Origin of the sequence: Butyrivibrio sp. YAB3001, assembly GCF_900112195.1 — a bacterium.
Lineage (GTDB): Bacteria > Bacillota > Clostridia > Lachnospirales > Lachnospiraceae > Butyrivibrio.
On the sequence record NZ_FOKR01000004.1, the window covers coordinates 220,519 to 234,790 of the forward strand.

Annotated in this window: 20 protein-coding genes and 1 tRNA gene; 3 read left to right on the top strand and 18 right to left on the bottom strand. The window is 39.9% G+C overall.

What is annotated here, in order from left to right; genetic code table 11:
- Window positions 1-165: 165 nt before the first annotated feature.
- The 10 genes from BM086_RS06245 to BM086_RS06290 form a co-directional block, all read right to left on the bottom strand.
- Window positions 166-666, bottom strand: a complete 501-nt coding sequence (locus BM086_RS06245) for a CinA family protein (RefSeq protein ID WP_092324924.1) — start codon at window positions 664-666, stop codon at window positions 166-168.
- Window positions 667-727: 61 nt separating this feature from the next.
- On the bottom strand, window positions 728-1,561 hold the full coding sequence (locus BM086_RS06250; protein WP_092324926.1) for an AraC family transcriptional regulator: 834 nt from the start codon (window positions 1,559-1,561) through the stop codon (window positions 728-730).
- A 331-nt stretch (window positions 1,562-1,892) separates the two neighbouring features.
- On the bottom strand, window positions 1,893-2,090 hold the full coding sequence (locus BM086_RS06255) for a hypothetical protein (protein ID WP_092324928.1): 198 nt from the start codon (window positions 2,088-2,090) through the stop codon (window positions 1,893-1,895).
- 74 nt (window positions 2,091-2,164) lie between these two features.
- Window positions 2,165-3,133 (bottom strand): glycoside hydrolase family 113, encoded by a 969-nt coding sequence (locus BM086_RS06260; RefSeq protein WP_175560128.1) that lies wholly within the window; start codon window positions 3,131-3,133, stop codon window positions 2,165-2,167.
- The gene (locus BM086_RS06265) at window positions 3,124-4,422 is read right to left on the bottom strand and encodes an AAA family ATPase (protein ID WP_092324930.1); all 1,299 of its coding nucleotides are present in this window, start codon (window positions 4,420-4,422) and stop codon (window positions 3,124-3,126) included. Before BM086_RS06265 ends, BM086_RS06260 begins: the two co-directional genes overlap by 10 nt.
- Window positions 4,423-4,663: 241 nt before the next feature.
- Window positions 4,664-4,736, bottom strand: a tRNA-Gln gene (locus BM086_RS06270).
- A gap of 82 nt (window positions 4,737-4,818) precedes the next feature.
- Entirely contained in the window at window positions 4,819-5,619 is an 801-nt protein-coding gene (locus BM086_RS06275; protein WP_092324932.1) for an ABC transporter permease, read from the bottom strand.
- A 9-nt stretch (window positions 5,620-5,628) separates the two neighbouring features.
- Complete coding sequence (locus BM086_RS06280) at window positions 5,629-6,417, bottom strand: ABC transporter permease (RefSeq protein ID WP_092324934.1); 789 nt, start codon at window positions 6,415-6,417, stop codon at window positions 5,629-5,631.
- Between the two features lie 24 nt (window positions 6,418-6,441).
- Window positions 6,442-7,407 (bottom strand): ABC transporter ATP-binding protein, encoded by a 966-nt coding sequence (locus BM086_RS06285; RefSeq protein ID WP_092324936.1) that lies wholly within the window; start codon window positions 7,405-7,407, stop codon window positions 6,442-6,444.
- A 44-nt stretch (window positions 7,408-7,451) separates the two neighbouring features.
- Entirely contained in the window at window positions 7,452-7,727 is a 276-nt protein-coding gene (locus BM086_RS06290; RefSeq protein ID WP_092324938.1) for an acylphosphatase, read from the bottom strand.
- Between the two features lie 222 nt (window positions 7,728-7,949).
- On the opposite strand from BM086_RS06290, the gene BM086_RS06295 reads away from it, so the two are divergent.
- Genes BM086_RS06295 through BM086_RS06305 form a run of 3 tightly spaced genes read left to right on the top strand, consistent with a single transcriptional unit; the run spans window position 7,950 to window position 9,276 of the window.
- Window positions 7,950-8,237, top strand: coding sequence for a hypothetical protein (locus BM086_RS06295; protein ID WP_092324940.1), 288 nt, complete (start codon window positions 7,950-7,952; stop codon window positions 8,235-8,237).
- A gap of 12 nt (window positions 8,238-8,249) precedes the next feature.
- The gene (locus BM086_RS21555; RefSeq protein ID WP_092324942.1) at window positions 8,250-8,402 is read left to right on the top strand and encodes a CD1871A family CXXC motif-containing protein; all 153 of its coding nucleotides are present in this window, start codon (window positions 8,250-8,252) and stop codon (window positions 8,400-8,402) included.
- Window positions 8,395-9,276 carry a 4Fe-4S binding protein gene (locus tag BM086_RS06305; RefSeq protein WP_242952134.1) on the top strand — a complete coding sequence of 294 codons (882 nt, stop codon included), beginning with the start codon at window positions 8,395-8,397 and terminating at the stop codon, window positions 9,274-9,276. Before BM086_RS21555 ends, BM086_RS06305 begins: the two co-directional genes overlap by 8 nt.
- A 12-nt stretch (window positions 9,277-9,288) precedes the next feature.
- On the opposite strand, the gene msrA is transcribed toward BM086_RS06305, so the two are convergent.
- The 8 genes from msrA to BM086_RS06345 form a co-directional block, all read right to left on the bottom strand.
- Window positions 9,289-9,780, bottom strand: a complete 492-nt coding sequence (gene msrA, locus BM086_RS06310; RefSeq protein WP_242952135.1) for a peptide-methionine (S)-S-oxide reductase MsrA — start codon at window positions 9,778-9,780, stop codon at window positions 9,289-9,291.
- 213 nt (window positions 9,781-9,993) lie between these two features.
- Window positions 9,994-10,764: an inositol monophosphatase family protein gene (locus BM086_RS06315; RefSeq protein WP_092324944.1), complete on the bottom strand. Its 771-nt coding sequence runs from the start codon at window positions 10,762-10,764 to the stop codon at window positions 9,994-9,996.
- A gap of 1 nt (window position 10,765) precedes the next feature.
- Window positions 10,766-11,107, bottom strand: a complete 342-nt coding sequence (locus BM086_RS06320; protein ID WP_092324946.1) for an arsenate reductase family protein — start codon at window positions 11,105-11,107, stop codon at window positions 10,766-10,768.
- Window positions 11,108-11,121: 14 nt separating this feature from the next.
- Window positions 11,122-11,601, bottom strand: a complete 480-nt coding sequence (locus BM086_RS06325) for a hypothetical protein (RefSeq protein ID WP_092324948.1) — start codon at window positions 11,599-11,601, stop codon at window positions 11,122-11,124.
- A 95-nt stretch (window positions 11,602-11,696) separates the two neighbouring features.
- The gene (locus tag BM086_RS06330) at window positions 11,697-12,164 is read right to left on the bottom strand and encodes a methylglyoxal synthase (protein WP_092324950.1); all 468 of its coding nucleotides are present in this window, start codon (window positions 12,162-12,164) and stop codon (window positions 11,697-11,699) included.
- A gap of 106 nt (window positions 12,165-12,270) precedes the next feature.
- Complete coding sequence (locus BM086_RS06335; protein WP_092324952.1) at window positions 12,271-13,329, bottom strand: HAD-IA family hydrolase; 1,059 nt, start codon at window positions 13,327-13,329, stop codon at window positions 12,271-12,273.
- A gap of 27 nt (window positions 13,330-13,356) precedes the next feature.
- The gene (locus tag BM086_RS06340; protein ID WP_092324954.1) at window positions 13,357-13,530 is read right to left on the bottom strand and encodes a chorismate--pyruvate lyase; all 174 of its coding nucleotides are present in this window, start codon (window positions 13,528-13,530) and stop codon (window positions 13,357-13,359) included.
- Window positions 13,531-13,783: 253 nt separating this feature from the next.
- Window positions 13,784-14,272 (bottom strand): hypothetical protein, encoded by a 489-nt coding sequence (locus tag BM086_RS06345; RefSeq protein ID WP_092324956.1) that lies wholly within the window; start codon window positions 14,270-14,272, stop codon window positions 13,784-13,786.

The following is a 14,272-nucleotide window of genomic DNA, read 5'->3' on the forward strand; positions in this document are numbered from 1 at the left end:
ATTAACTCAACAAACGGCTGATAGTGTCCTTACCAACATTATATCATTTGTAAGTGCATTAAAATACTAAATTTCGATAAAACAATGTTACCCCTTTTGTATCTCACTTTATGCTACACTCAAAAAAATAGGAAACCTTCAACAGAAGGCTTCCCAACTATGTGTTCATAATAAAAATGTGTTTAATAACGTGTCTGCAATCTTGTCTGCCATATATAGCTTATAATAAAGCCTGGATGGCTGGTCCGGAACCTCGCAGTAATAACTCTGTGTTTTATTTCTGTCAGCAACTGCAAAATACACTTCCCCCGGAACACTGTCATTATTATTGGGATCCGGATTACCGAAACTACCAGTCACCCCAATACCTATATCCGCATTATAAAAAGCTCTGCATACCTGCGCCATTTCTGAAGCAGTTTCTTTTGAATATACACCATATTTTTCAATCGTTTCTGCTGACACACCTTGGCGAATTTTTGCTTCATTACTATATGTAACAAAAGCTCCTTTTATTATGGCAGAAGACCCTTCTGTATCTGTCAGCAGTGAAGACACCTGTCCGGATGTACAACTCTCCATTGTGGTGATTGATATTCCCTTTGCTATAAGCCTCTTTGTAATTTTTTCGTATTTCTCCCTGACTTCCTTCTCAAAATTACTCATCCAGCGCGTCCTTTCTAAGAATTAGTCTATTCTCTTAAGTGAAATATGTTAAGTCTATTTTTTAATCATTCTTTTTTAATGGAACCCAAATATACACTGACATTTCATCTGAGCCTTCTTCTGGTGGAAGATAAACCTCAATGTCATATTCTCCCATCAACGAGTATCCCTTTAGTGCCGGAAGCCACTCTGACCAAATCTTTGTGTTGGTTTCCTGAAGTGTGCTCATCTTACAAGGAAACTGTGCCCAGAAACCACCTGGGATTACTCTTGTTTCACAGTCCTTTGGGATTTCCTCCCAAGGGAAATACAGATCTGCGATCCAGTAATCAAAGTCCTTCCCCTTCATATCAAGGCATATTCCAAATGTACCTTTGATAGGGCGACTCTCTCCCTTTGCCAATAGTTCATCCCAGAACTTTGGAATTTCCTGATAACTAGTATCAGAATTAAATGGTCTCTTTACTCCAACAATAGTAAATGGTGCCTTTTTAACAATTTGATAATCTAACATAGTTCCACCCTCCATAATAATTTTGATATGTAACGGTGCAAAAGAACGAAGCGCAGCTCCAGGTTCTCTAGCCTGTGAAGGAGTAATGCCATGAAACTTCTGAAAAGCCTTCGCAAAGCTATCTGGTGAATCATAGCCATATTTTATGGCAATATCAATTACCTTCATATCCTTCCTACTAAGTTCCTGAGCAGCTAGCGTCATTCTGCGCGCACGAATGTATTCACTAACTGTCACACCACACAGTACCCCAAAGATACGCTGGTAATAGAATGATGATAAAGCTGCCTTTTCAGCTATCTCTTCGATACCAAGTTCATCCATCAAATTCTTCTCAATATAATCGATGGATTCCTGAAATCCCTCTATCCAGCCCTGCATCTTATTTGCTCCTTTTCTCTTGCTATATCATCAGTATATCAGTCTTGAAATTATGTTCCCGATTTTCTGTGCACTCTTAGTCAGGCATTATTTCTCTTTAATTTTTTAATATATCAGCAGTAGCTAATGCATTCAATACCTTATTTCAAGCAGAATAAAAAGCAGTTTTAAGCATTTCTCAGCCTCAAAACTGCCTCTTCCTTAATAAGTCATCATGCCTCTTCACACCTTGTAAAATAGTACGCCCCAATAAGCTCTACTATACACTGCACTCCTATATTATATCGAAAAGCCCGTCCGTTGGGACAGGATCTTGCACTTTTCCTAAAACTTATTTTCCTTTCCAAAACTTTATCGATTGCAGGAACCATAACTTTCTTGACTGAGGCTTTTCATGTATGAAATATTTAGTCCCATCATATCCACCAATGGCCTCTTGAAGAACTTCTACAGCTCCATCACCATAAGCTACGGTATACATTTTTTTCTCAGACTCATAAACAACTAAAATGCGTACACTAGTTACCATTATACCATCTATTCATTGTAATTGTATTAATTTTTCCGACTTTTTGCTGTGTTTTCTGAAAATGCTATGTCAGTCTAGTTTTCTGTATACCATTTTCTAATGACCTGCTCTGCCTTTTTCAAATGAATGTTAAAGCCATTATCCTTAGCTGCCTCTTCCTCAGTATCGTAAATTGTGCTGCTCCAGTCCCACCAGAAGCATCCGGCAAACCATTCCTCATCAAAAAATGTCTTTAAGCATGATTCATAGAAAGCCGCCTGCTCATCTTCATCATGCAAAAGCTCAGTATGTTCAAAATCCCATGGCATAGATGAGCAGCCATGTGCGCTTCTGCAACCTATCTCCATGAAAATAACGGGCTTTCCAAATGTTTCATGTACTTTCTTCATCTCATCCCGGATACTTTTCCATTTCTCAGCCATATCATCAACAGAAGTTTTTCCATCAATTCCAACCGGAAAGTATGCACTGGTTCCTATAAGGTCAACTGCATCAAACCACTTCACTTCATATTCATGGCCGTGATTTGTGTTATAGGATATCTTTCCTTTATAGACCTTTCGCACATCCTCTATAAGTTTACGCCAATGCATCTCCTTGCGTTCTGTCCCCACCATTTCACAGCCTACGCAGAACATCTCACAGCCTGTTTCTTCCGCAAGTTTTGCATAATAACATATAAAACTTTCATATGATGCAAACCAGTCATCCCAGTACTGGTCCTTTCCCCATTGGTCAGAATCCGGAAATGTTATCCTTGCGCGCCATATTCCATCTCCCAAGTTTAGAATTGGCTTCAAACATACCTTAACATTATTCTTATGAGCATTATCAATAACCGCCATAAGGTCACGGTCGTTCACATCCTGCCCGAACCTGAAACGTATATCCCTGCTAAAGACACTGTCCTGCTCAACTGTAAAACTCAGACAAATCCAATTAACCCCATTCTCAAAAAGACGCTTCTGTGAAAGCATACCTTCATCTGAACGATATACTCCGTCTCTTCCATCGTATCCATATGTAAAACCCTTTATTTCCATTTTTTCACAGCCCTCACAAACTCACTTTTTATCTCATCATTAGGTATTGATACAGTTTCTTCACTCTCATCATATGCAAGATACCCAAGGTGTATCAGAAGTGTTAAAACATCATCACAGCTTTCCATAGACGTCAGATCATTCTGAAAAGAATTAGTATCTACTTTGATACTTGCGCCGCCAATCATGTCTATGACAGAATCCTTCAGCCCATCAAAATTCATGTCAATGTAGTCACGCAAAGATTCGTAGGTCTCTGTCTTAACCCAATAATTACTTAGCTTTTGTCTAATGATTGATTCCATTACAGATTTAGGGTTAAAAATATGTTCTTCCCCTACATGATAACCATCGTACCAAGCTTTCAACTCTTCAAAATCAATAGAATGTTTTTTACACAACTCAACAACTTCATTTTCCGTAAAGCCAATGTATTCTTGCAGTGGTCTTGGTTCTACCATACTATATTCATAAAAATCACTCATGGCAGATTCATGGCCATATTTTTTTATTGGAAGAATGCCCGTCATATAGACGCCGTCAAATAGTCTGTCTGTAAAATTGCTCTTAAAAAGCGACCTCAGCAAGTTTATATATTTTTCCAAAACCTGTGAATTTCCTTTAAATTCCCTGAAAGGGGCATCCCATTCATCTATAATAAGGATAATCTTCTGACCAGTAAACGATACATACTTACAAAAAGCGTCAATAAGGCTGTTATCACCTGCAACATCCGGAAAAACATTTGCCAGATCCTCTATCACAGCCATTTCTATTTTATTAATCAGATCCTCGTTTTCTTTTAAAGTAGAAATGAAAAATGTCATATCAAGATATACAACATCATGATTGTTGAGATGTGATTTGAAAGTTTTATCTTTTGCTATTTTGAGATCATCAAAAAGTTCATGGGAATCACAATCCTTGCAATAGTATGCGCATAACATTTTTGCGCCAAAAGACTTCCCAAAACGCCTGGGACGACTGACGCAAATCAGCTTTTGTGGTGTTGAAAGGCATGAATTCATAAAGGAAATCAGTCCTGACTTATCTATATATTCACTATTTCTAATAGTTCTAAAGCCATCATTTCCTATATTCACATATTTCCTAGGATAGTTGATTGCTGCCTCTGTCATCTGTAATACTTCTTTCTTATATACATAATCATCAGGTATTACCCATCTTCTATTAACAATTTTTGCACCGGGTATCTTCCCCTGCGAACATAGAGAATTAACATGTCTTTTTGAAATATTCCACTTTTCAGCTGCTTCCTTTGACGTCATTTTTCCTCACACCTCCATACATATAGTATAACACAAAGTGGGAAGTGGGAAGCTCACTTCCCACTTATACATAAAAAACTTCTCAAAATAAAAAACAATAGTGTGACACTTTTATGATAAAACAACTGATAATATTATCTCAGAACATAAGCCAAGGGATTAATTTACAATAGCCTGTCCACTCGGACAGGCTATTGTAAATTAACAAAAATCCCCCGAAGAAACTCTCCGAGGGAAATAACTGGGCTAGTAGGATTCGAACCTACGTAATGACGGAGTCAGAGTCCGTTGCCTTACCGCTTGGCGATAGCCCAAAACAAATATTGCTTGACTATAGTACTACATGTTTCAATAATAATCAATCATTTTTTGCAAATTCTTCAAAAAAATTTTATATCAGCTTCCTGTTGACCTATAATGCCTCATTGCCAGATGGAAGAAAACAGACATCACAACAAAGACCACTGCTCCTGAAAGTGGCGTAACAAACGCTGTCCATGCCGGCCATCCGTAAAGCGGCTTATCCATTATCCAAGCTGCCGGGACATGCATTGTAAGCGCAAACGGAGCTATCACAGTAAAAAGTGCCCTAAGTGGCAGCGGATAAATATCAATCGGATACTGGCACGCACTTCGTCCGCCGTAAGTAATGGCATTTACAAGCTCAACTGATTTTACACTGAATATGCTAAAGATTGCCTCTATCATAAAAAGTCCCAATATAAGAAGACAACTCATGGATATGGATTCTGCAAGCACCAACACTTTGGCAAAGCTCCAGGAAATCCCTGAAATTCCGCTTCCTATAATAAGAGAGACAATACCCACAGCGATACAGGTGATACGCCTTGGGTCTGTTCCTGCGCAGAGAACCTGCGTCAGCACGCCTCGCGGTCTTACAAGGAATGTATCAAGACGCCCTGTCCTTACCATCATCGGAAAATCTCCCGTTATCCCTCTCCCAAAGAGTTCTGTCAGATAAAAGGAAACTGACATCACCCCGAAAAAGAAATAGAGATTTCCTCCGCTCCAGCCCTTCAACCTCTCAAATCTGTCAACGATAAGGATAACCACCATCATCTCGCTGCCCTCCATCACAAGCTGAGCGAGTGTCTGCATGATGAAGGAACTGGGATATTGCAGATGGCTCTTAAGAAGCATTCCTATAGATTTAAAATAAAGTCGCAGTGTATTCATATATATTCCTCAACCGCCCTGTACTATCATTCGTTTTCTGTTTGCATTCCACATTGAAACACCAAGCCCTATGAGCACCACAACCCAGAATGACTGCAGCACATATACCCTAAAAGCATCTCCCGGTGCATACTCTCCCGTATAAAGCCTTATCGGAGCATCAAGAAGCTGCGCATAAGGGAAAAAAGTAATAATCTTCTGCCAACTCTCAGGGAAAAGAGTAAGGGGTAAAAGATTCCCGGAAAGCGTCAGCATCAAAAGATTGAGCAGTCCCTGCATTCCTCTTGGATCAAGAGTTATCATCGTGAAAGCAACAGTAATGTTTTCAAGAGCGCACACACATAAAAGCCCAAGAAAAAGAGCCGGCACTGCAGCCAGAAGCCCAAGTCCTGATTCAGGAAGACTCACTCCCCATCCCCTTGGAAGGACAAACGCCATAACAAGCATCGGGACAGCACGCATAAGGCTTCCCATCAGCTTCTGAGCCATAATCCTTGCATAGTAAAACCCATACATATTCACCGGACGACAAAGGTCGTAGGAGATATCCCCTGACCTTATCTTGTCCACAAGCTCTGAATCAGAAGCAAGCATCATCCTAAAAAAAGCCTGCTGCAGCCATACATAAATAGCTACATTTTCAATTGGTACGGACTGGGGTTTGCCGGCATAAAGTGCTCTATACAGCGCAACAAGAATAAGTCCGAAAAACATCTGACACAAAATACCGCCGATCATGGCCCCACGATATTGAAGCTCCATACGAAGACGCATTTTAAACACAGTAAAATAAGACATACTCTACCTCGAATGTTAAATTTCTTACAGATCAAGTTCTTTATACATTGCAGCTATCAAGTGATCAGTGTTCTCAGGCTGCAAAGTAAGCTCCCTGATATTCCCCGCTTCCTGCAATATTCCAAGAAGCTGTGACGTTGGCAGCCTTGACGGGTCATAGCTAAGTTCAAGCCCTTCTTCCGTCTGCTTGTATTTCACGCCTTCGGGAAGCCTTAACCCATTTGCGTCTCCGTCATATCTAACGCTTACGTTTCGTACAGTATCATATTTTTCAAGAAGATCTCCAAGCCTTCCGTCAAAGAGCTTCTGACCGTGCCCAAGCACCATTACTCTGGAACAAAGCGCAGCTATATCTTCCATATCGTGGGTAGTCAGCATTATAGTAGTGCCATACTCCCTATTTTCCCATTTCAAAAAATCTCTAAGCGATAGCTTACTTACTGCATCAAGTCCAATCGTCGGCTCATCAAGGAATAAAAGCTCAGGTCTGTGAAGAAGTGACCCGCAAAGCTCTGCTCTCATTCTTTGTCCAAGACTAAGAAGCCTTAAGGGCGTTCTCATAATTGAGTCCAGCTGAAGCGCATTTGTAAGTTCTTTTAACCTTGACTCATAATCACCCTGAGGGATCCGGTAGATATCTTTAAGAAGAGAGTAGCTGTCAATGATCGGAACATCCCACCATAACTGGCTTCGCTGACCAAATACTACTCCAATATTCTTGACATGCTTTTTTCTCTCATTCCAGGGAACAATGCCACCAACATTTACTTCTCCCCCATCCGGCGTAAGAATTCCGGAAAGCACCTTGACCGTGGTTGACTTTCCTGCGCCGTTAGGCCCTATGTATCCTACAAGTTCTCCCTTATCCACAGAAAAAGAAACGCCTTTAAGAGCATGCACTGTTTCTTTTTCTCTCAAAAGCCTTCCTTTTTCACGTTTCTTTTTTACTATAAAATCCTTCTTAAGATTGTTAACTTCAATATAACTCACGCCTGCTCCCCACGTCTTTTTTTCAAATCATTTCACTTTTTTCTCTAATATCTTACTTCAAATCCCCGTTCATCGTCATCCAACGGAAGCAATGTTTTTTCAATATTTGTAATGTCAATGAATCTCCCGCTTCTGACAATCTGAACAAAGCGCTCTATATCCCCTTCAGCGCCCTGCACTTCGCAAAGGACCGAGCCATCATACTCATTTCGCACAAACCCTGTCAGTCTGCACATATTTGCGGCGTGGGATGCAGTATATCTAAATCCCACGCCTTGTACTATTCCGTAAAAATGTAATCTATATCTCTTGTTTTCCATATGTTTTTCTTAAAAATCCAGTTCTTTTTCTAATATCTTAACAGATGGATAAATTTTATCATAGGAAGCTTAGTAAGAAAATCTGTCTTTTTTCCATTTATTACATCATTAAACAACCAGCTATAATCAGTATTTATCAGCAGCTATTCCTTTTTGTATATATGAATTTTGCCCCTTCAATGATAGAATAATGAAAGAAATTTTTAATGAGGAGATTAACAGATGAAAAAATTATTAACAATGACTGTAGCGGCAGTTCTTTTCGTTGGCGCCCTTACAGGATGCGGACAGGAAGCTGCTTCAGAAGAAAACAGTAAAGCAGAAGCTGTAGAGAGCACTTCTGACGCACAGACACAGGAGGAAACTGCTACAACACAGACAGATTCTGCACAGACAAGCGGAGAAGAAAACTTAGGTGAATTCTATGTAAAAGCTGAGAACGGAGTTTTGGACCTTCACAATGCAGGAATAATGATCAACATTCCCGAATCACTTTCAAGCGTTAATTAAGAGGTTTATCAGATGACAAAAGAAAAATCCGTGCCCGTCTGGATAACTTATATTTTGCTTATAGCCGCCATCGTTTCATGCTTGTTTGGCGCTTACAGAGGCGAAATAAAAACTGTATATATAAAAGCAACTAATATATGTATGGAGTGTATTGGAATTGGGTAATAACAGATTAAAAAAACACGGCCTTATAAGAAAAGGTGTTCAGGCCGCGTGGGGAATTATTTCAAATGGATATTTAAAGGGCTTTTTGACAGCATCTATTTATAAAGGCCCTCTCAAAAACTTTTGCGTCCCGGGTATGAATTGTTATTCATGTCCCGGGGCGTTGGGCGCTTGCCCAATAGGAGCAATGCAGTCAATTTTTGACGCAAGAAGACGAAAATTTGCCTTCTATGTGGTCGGATATCTGGCTGCGATCGGTCTTTTAGTTGGAAGGTTTATCTGCGGATGGCTCTGTTTATTTGGTCTTATTGAAGAGCTACTGTACAAAATTCCTGTACCCAAGCTAACCGTTCCCAAAAAGCTCGACAAGATCATGCGCTATTTTAAATATGCCATTCTATTAGTAATGGTCTTTGCCCTTCCATTCTTTTACAGATCAAAGGTAGGTTCAGGTGATCCTTTCTTTTGTAAATACATTTGCCCTGTGGGAACTTTGGAAGGAGGCATTCCACTTGTTCTTCTCAGAAGCAGCATGCGCTCTGCAGTCGGCGCACTTTTCAGATGGAAGTTCGCAATCCTGATACTGTGCGTACTGGCATCCATGTTTATTTACAGACCATTTTGCAAGTACATCTGTCCTTTGGGCGCATTCTACGCATTATTCCAAAAGGTGAGCCTGTTAAAGCTCTCATGTGATAAAGATGCCTGCGTCAACTGCGGTGCCTGCGCAAAGACCTGCAAGATGAATGTTGATCCCGTTCAAAAGCCCAATAGCGCCGAGTGCATAAGATGTGGTGAATGCACTAAAGTCTGCCCTAAAAATGCACTTTCTTTTCAGAGAAAGACTTTAAATCATAATTTAAGCAGTAAGTGATTCTTTTCAAGATCATAGAAGCTTCCTCCCCGATTCAATAAGTTCCTTTTCAAAGGCCTCCGGGTTCTTAAGATAATAATCCTGATGATATTCTTCAGCTTCGTAGAAATTCTTAAATGGTAAAAGAGCTACCTGCGTCTCTTTTCCTGCATTTTTCTCAATTTCTGCCAGCTTTCCTTCAGCGATTTCTTTTTCTTCGACATTGTTATAAAAAATCGCAAGAGTATATGAAAAGCCCTTGTCAATAAACTGTCCTTCTGCGTCAAAAGGATCCACGTTGGCAAAATAAATATCAAGTAGTTTATCATAAGAAACCTTCTCAGGATCATAGACAAGCTTTATAGTCTCCCTATGCCCTGTTTCCTGATGTTTAACCTGCTCATACGTCGGATTTTCTTCATCTCCTCCCGCATAACCACAGATAACCTTATCTACTCCGTACATCTTGTATATCGGCGTCACACACCAAAAACATCCACCTGCAAAATATGCTTCTTTCATCATTATTCTCTCCTGTCTCACCAAAAAACTTATATCTACTATATCAGAAAAAGCCATTTAACAGTTACTTTTGATACTGTTAAATGGCTCCATCTCAATACTTTTTATATGGTATATGTTGCCACATAGTCCATTCCACCTGGAACAGCAATAGCCAGAGACTTGATAATCAAAAGACAATTTTTAACTCTATAACATTTTCACTGATGCTTTTCTTTACAGATTAAAGCAATCCGGTATCTCTTTCACGCCTCGGCTCATACAGAGAGCTGATGAAGCTCCGGTATATGAAAGAGGATTTCCTTCAATGTCAGTTACGCTGCAACCTGCTTCCTTAGCTATAAGAGCTGCTGCCGCATAGTCCCATATCTGGATTTTCAGTTCAAAATACAATCCACACTTTCCAAGGGCAACGCAGCACATATCCCAGGCAGCTGTTCCTGATCTTCGAAGGTCAACACACTTAGGCAAAAGCTTTTTGGCTATGTCAAAAGACCTGTCTCTGTATTCCTCGTAATATGGAGCAGTTCCAAAGCATGCCAGCTGTTCAGAAAGCGGCGCTTCTGATGACATTATCTTTTCACCGTTCATATATGCCCCCTGACCTGCTGCCGCAGAGAACATCATATCATCATAAGGATTATAAACAACTGCCATATACGGCTGTCCGTCCTTAAGAAGACCTACAGATACAACTGAGGGCCTATACTCATATATAAAATTTGATGTCCCATCAATAGGGTCTATTACAAAGCAGTAACCACTGGCCATTTTAGCAGAAAAAACATCCTGCCCATCTTCTTCTCCAAGAAATTCAGCCTCAGGCAAAACAACTTTAAGTTTTTCCACAAGGAATCTCTGAACCTTCTCATCTGTCTCAGTTACAAAATTTGCGTGACCGGATTTCTCCATGATCTTCGGTCTCTTTGCAGTTAAAAGTATATTTCCTGCTTCTTTTACTACTTCTATGATTTCATCTATTTTCATTTTATTCCCACTTCTTCCAAACATCAGGCTGATAGCCCAAAGTTGCCTGTCTGCCGTTTCTGACTACAGGAGTTTTGATTATCTGCTGATTCTCCAAAAGCTTATCAAGCTTATCTTCATCAGCTATATACTGAATCAGTGCCACAGTGTCTTTATCTTTTGCATTCGTATCGACCATGTTCATGACGCCACCAACAGCATTTGCAACAGATGTAAATTCTCCCTTGCTCATGCTCTTCTCTTTCAGATCAATGAACTGAAATTTGATGTTGCGCTCCTTAAAGAAACGTTCCGCTTTCTTAGTATCATTGCACTTCTTTGTTCCAAAAATCTGGATATTCATTCTTTTTCCTCTCGTCAGATATGTTCCATAAAAATCATTGGATGCGCTGTACAAAATGGCGTCTGAGTCATGTACATCCCCAGAGTATCATCATTATCATCCATAAGAACCACTGATTCCGGTGAAATATCCGGAAACATCTCTTTTACCTTCTCCTTGACAATTCCCGGCTTCTCTTTTGCTTCCAGGGTATAAAAACAATGTGACGCAGGAATACCATACAGTCTTTCAATCATCTCAGACTTCCAGGCCTCATGTCCGTGAGGTTCTCTTGAAATACAAAAGAGCCTGCTGACATCGTGACTTACGATATAGTCATATAGAGGCTTTAGTCTCTTGCAGTCCGCATAGATATTCACATTTCTAAACTCCGGTGTTCCGTCAAGCTCATGATGAGCATGATGCTCTCCATAATTGTAACTTGTCAGTGTTCCGTCTATATCAAAAAACACAACAGTATCCGGTTGGTGTAGTATTTCCCATATATTTGCCATTACTTATTTTCCTTATGTTTTTTCAGGTACATTAGCCATTATTTTTTATAATACAAACTTGTCTTCAGTACAGGCTTTTGCACATAACATCATTTTTATAACAATGTCTCAGCGCGATGCTCGATATTCTTCTTGAAGTTTATTACATCATGGTCGTATTCCTCGTCCATGTACGATGAATGGATCAGGAAATCCGCTGTTGCCTTATTATTCGCAAACGGTATGTCGTAAACCTGCGCTATTCTCATAAGTGCCTTTACATCCGGGTCATGGGGCGCAGCTGTGAGTGGATCAGAAAAGAATATAACAAAATCAACCTTACCCTCAACAATCTTTGCCCCTATCTGCTGGTCTCCACCTAAAGGGCCGGAGTTATAGCCTCTTACCTGAAGGCCTGTCGCATCAGTTATCATCCTTGCTGTGGTTCCAGTTCCACATAGATTATGGTTCTTCAGTGTTTCCGAATTATCCTTGCACCATTTGATAAGTTCTGCCTTCTTGCCGTCATGTGCAATAAGGGCTATATTTTTCTGCTTTTTAATTGTTAATGTTATAGTTTCCATGCGTCCTCCATTCTATACAAAAGACGGTGCCGACCTAATATCAGCACCATCCTGAATTATATCAATTATAACCTATAACAAGCTCGGAAAGAACATTTAATATTTCTCACCCCGGAAGTCTGAACATATCTATGGTTCCGTCTGCCAACTGCTTCCCGTCAGCAGTCCTGACAATGGCATGCACTATAGTGATTGTATTGCCGCGCTTTGTCACAGTTCCCTCGGCATAGATTTCATCCCCATCCTTAATATTACTTAGATAATTCACATAAACGCTCTGAGTTACATAATTATGATTATCAGCTCTTGCTGTAATCCCGGCAACACAGTCCATCATGGTATACAGCATTCCACCATGAACCATTCCATATGGATTTCGTGAATTCTCAGTAAGTGTTGCCTTTAGTACACTGTGCTCCGGAGATACCTCGCAAATTTCTATACCATTATACTCCATGAAAGGATTTCTCATCCTGCTCAAAGGATAATCACTCTCTTTATTCTCAGCCATGCTGTCTCCCATTACTAAATCAAATACTTCTTCCGGTCTCTGTACAATAAAAGAGGCTCCTGCTGCCTCAAGTTCAGCCCTGTCGCCATATCCCCAGATAACCCCTATCGAATCCATTTCGATTTCGTTCGCTGCGCCTATATCATAATGCCTGTCACCTACCATTATTGCATTATCTTTAGAGGTATCACATTGACTAAGCGCATATCTGATTACATTTGCCTTTGTCCGCCTGTCTGTATCATTTGAAGTTGCTATCACATCAAAATACTTATCTAATCCAAAATGCTCCAAGACAAGCCTTGTACCACGCTCGTTCTTTGACGTTGCAACCGCAAGCTTTTTTCCAGCCTTCTTAAGAGCAGTTAAAAGCTCCTCGATACCGGGATAAACATCGTTTTCAAACACTCCGCCCTGATCAAAATAGTATTCTCTATAAAACACTATTGCTTTCTTTGTATCCTCAGGTGAATAACCAAGTACCCTTCCAAAAGAATCTTCAAGCGCAGGCCCGATAAATCTGCGAAGCTGTGCCCTGTCAGTTACAACATCGCCCATTTTTTGAATGGCATATTCAAAGCCCTTCATTATTCCCGGCCCGGAATCCGTCAAAGTTCCATCAAGATCAAATAAAATAACACTGTAGTTTTTCATTCTTCCTGTCTTTCAATTTTATCACTATTACTCGATAACCGAATACTGCATCAATTCATACTTAAGCTTTGTTCCTTCCGCTATACCTTCGGGCAAAAGGGCTCTCGCTACAAGTTTCAAGTCAGCTGAATCAATATCCGTTCTTCGTAAGTTTGCGTAGTCGCCGTCGATGCTCTCAACAACATAAAACCAAGTTTCCATATAGGCCTCCTCTAATTATGATTCCAACACTAAATGTTATATCAATGTTTTCTGCAATAAAAATGATACAACCTTATCTATGAATTCAACAATAGGCTCTTTAAAGACATTACTCTGTAAGAGTTACATTCATTGTACTGATAAAAAGAGTTTCTAATTTTTTATTTTTAATAGTCTTTTGAAAAATCATTTCCCCCACTTGTAAATAATCCCCATTTTATCTCGCCGCGCTATATATTGGACCAGCCTTTACTTAATTCTCACCCATATAATCTCTTATGTTAAAAGTCTCATCTGTCTTTTGCTCATCATCGATTATGCCCGGAACAAGCTCTGTAACATATGTTTCACCGGTAGTGGGATTCACATAGTAACGTATCTGTGCTGCCGTATATGAACGATACAGTACAACAATTTCGCCGTTTTCATTAGTCGAAACATCCCAATACTCTGTGTATCCTTCAGAATTCATCTCTCCATCAAAGTCAGGATTATTAGCTTTGCAATAGTTAATTACTGCATTATAAGCCTGCTCTTCTGTGATTACTTCATTTTTTTCTTCCGAAGTCTGATCCTGTTCTCCCGGCTGCTCAGCTTCCTCCTGTTTAATTTCCTCCTGCTGAGTACCATTTTCCATCGACTCAAATAAAGAAGCCGTCTCTTGACTATCCTCTTTCCCACATGCAGCAAAAAGCATAGTCGCGCTTAACATTAGTAGCATAAAAATAGTTTTCTTTTTCAT

Excerpts from the sequence above, each read along its gene's own strand:
- BM086_RS06295 (WP_092324940.1), top strand. The coding sequence starts at position 7,950 with ATGAAAAAATTATTAACAATGACTGTAGCGGCAGTTCTTTTCGTTGGC.
- BM086_RS06345 (WP_092324956.1), bottom strand. The coding sequence starts at position 14,272 with ATGAAAAAGAAAACTATTTTTATGCTACTAATGTTAAGCGCGACTATG.
- BM086_RS06320 (WP_092324946.1), bottom strand. The coding sequence starts at position 11,107 with ATGAATATCCAGATTTTTGGAACAAAGAAGTGCAATGATACTAAGAAA.
- BM086_RS06245 (WP_092324924.1), bottom strand. The coding sequence starts at position 666 with ATGAGTAATTTTGAGAAGGAAGTCAGGGAGAAATACGAAAAAATTACA.
- BM086_RS21555 (WP_092324942.1), top strand. The coding sequence starts at position 8,250 with ATGACAAAAGAAAAATCCGTGCCCGTCTGGATAACTTATATTTTGCTT.
- BM086_RS06290 (WP_092324938.1), bottom strand. The coding sequence starts at position 7,727 with ATGGAAAACAAGAGATATAGATTACATTTTTACGGAATAGTACAAGGC.
- BM086_RS06335 (WP_092324952.1), bottom strand. The coding sequence starts at position 13,329 with ATGAAAAACTACAGTGTTATTTTATTTGATCTTGATGGAACTTTGACG.
- BM086_RS06250 (WP_092324926.1), bottom strand. The coding sequence starts at position 1,561 with ATGCAGGGCTGGATAGAGGGATTTCAGGAATCCATCGATTATATTGAG.
- BM086_RS06325 (WP_092324948.1), bottom strand. The coding sequence starts at position 11,601 with ATGGCAAATATATGGGAAATACTACACCAACCGGATACTGTTGTGTTT.
- BM086_RS06340 (WP_092324954.1), bottom strand. The coding sequence starts at position 13,530 with ATGGAAACTTGGTTTTATGTTGTTGAGAGCATCGACGGCGACTACGCA.
- BM086_RS06330 (WP_092324950.1), bottom strand. The coding sequence starts at position 12,164 with ATGGAAACTATAACATTAACAATTAAAAAGCAGAAAAATATAGCCCTT.
- BM086_RS06255 (WP_092324928.1), bottom strand. The coding sequence starts at position 2,090 with ATGGTAACTAGTGTACGCATTTTAGTTGTTTATGAGTCTGAGAAAAAA.
- BM086_RS06275 (WP_092324932.1), bottom strand. The coding sequence starts at position 5,619 with ATGAATACACTGCGACTTTATTTTAAATCTATAGGAATGCTTCTTAAG.
- BM086_RS06280 (WP_092324934.1), bottom strand. The coding sequence starts at position 6,417 with ATGTCTTATTTTACTGTGTTTAAAATGCGTCTTCGTATGGAGCTTCAA.
- BM086_RS06260 (WP_175560128.1), bottom strand. The coding sequence starts at position 3,133 with ATGGAAATAAAGGGTTTTACATATGGATACGATGGAAGAGACGGAGTA.
- BM086_RS06315 (WP_092324944.1), bottom strand. The coding sequence starts at position 10,764 with ATGAAAATAGATGAAATCATAGAAGTAGTAAAAGAAGCAGGAAATATA.
- BM086_RS06265 (WP_092324930.1), bottom strand. The coding sequence starts at position 4,422 with ATGACGTCAAAGGAAGCAGCTGAAAAGTGGAATATTTCAAAAAGACAT.
- msrA (WP_242952135.1), bottom strand. The coding sequence starts at position 9,780 with ATGATGAAAGAAGCATATTTTGCAGGTGGATGTTTTTGGTGTGTGACG.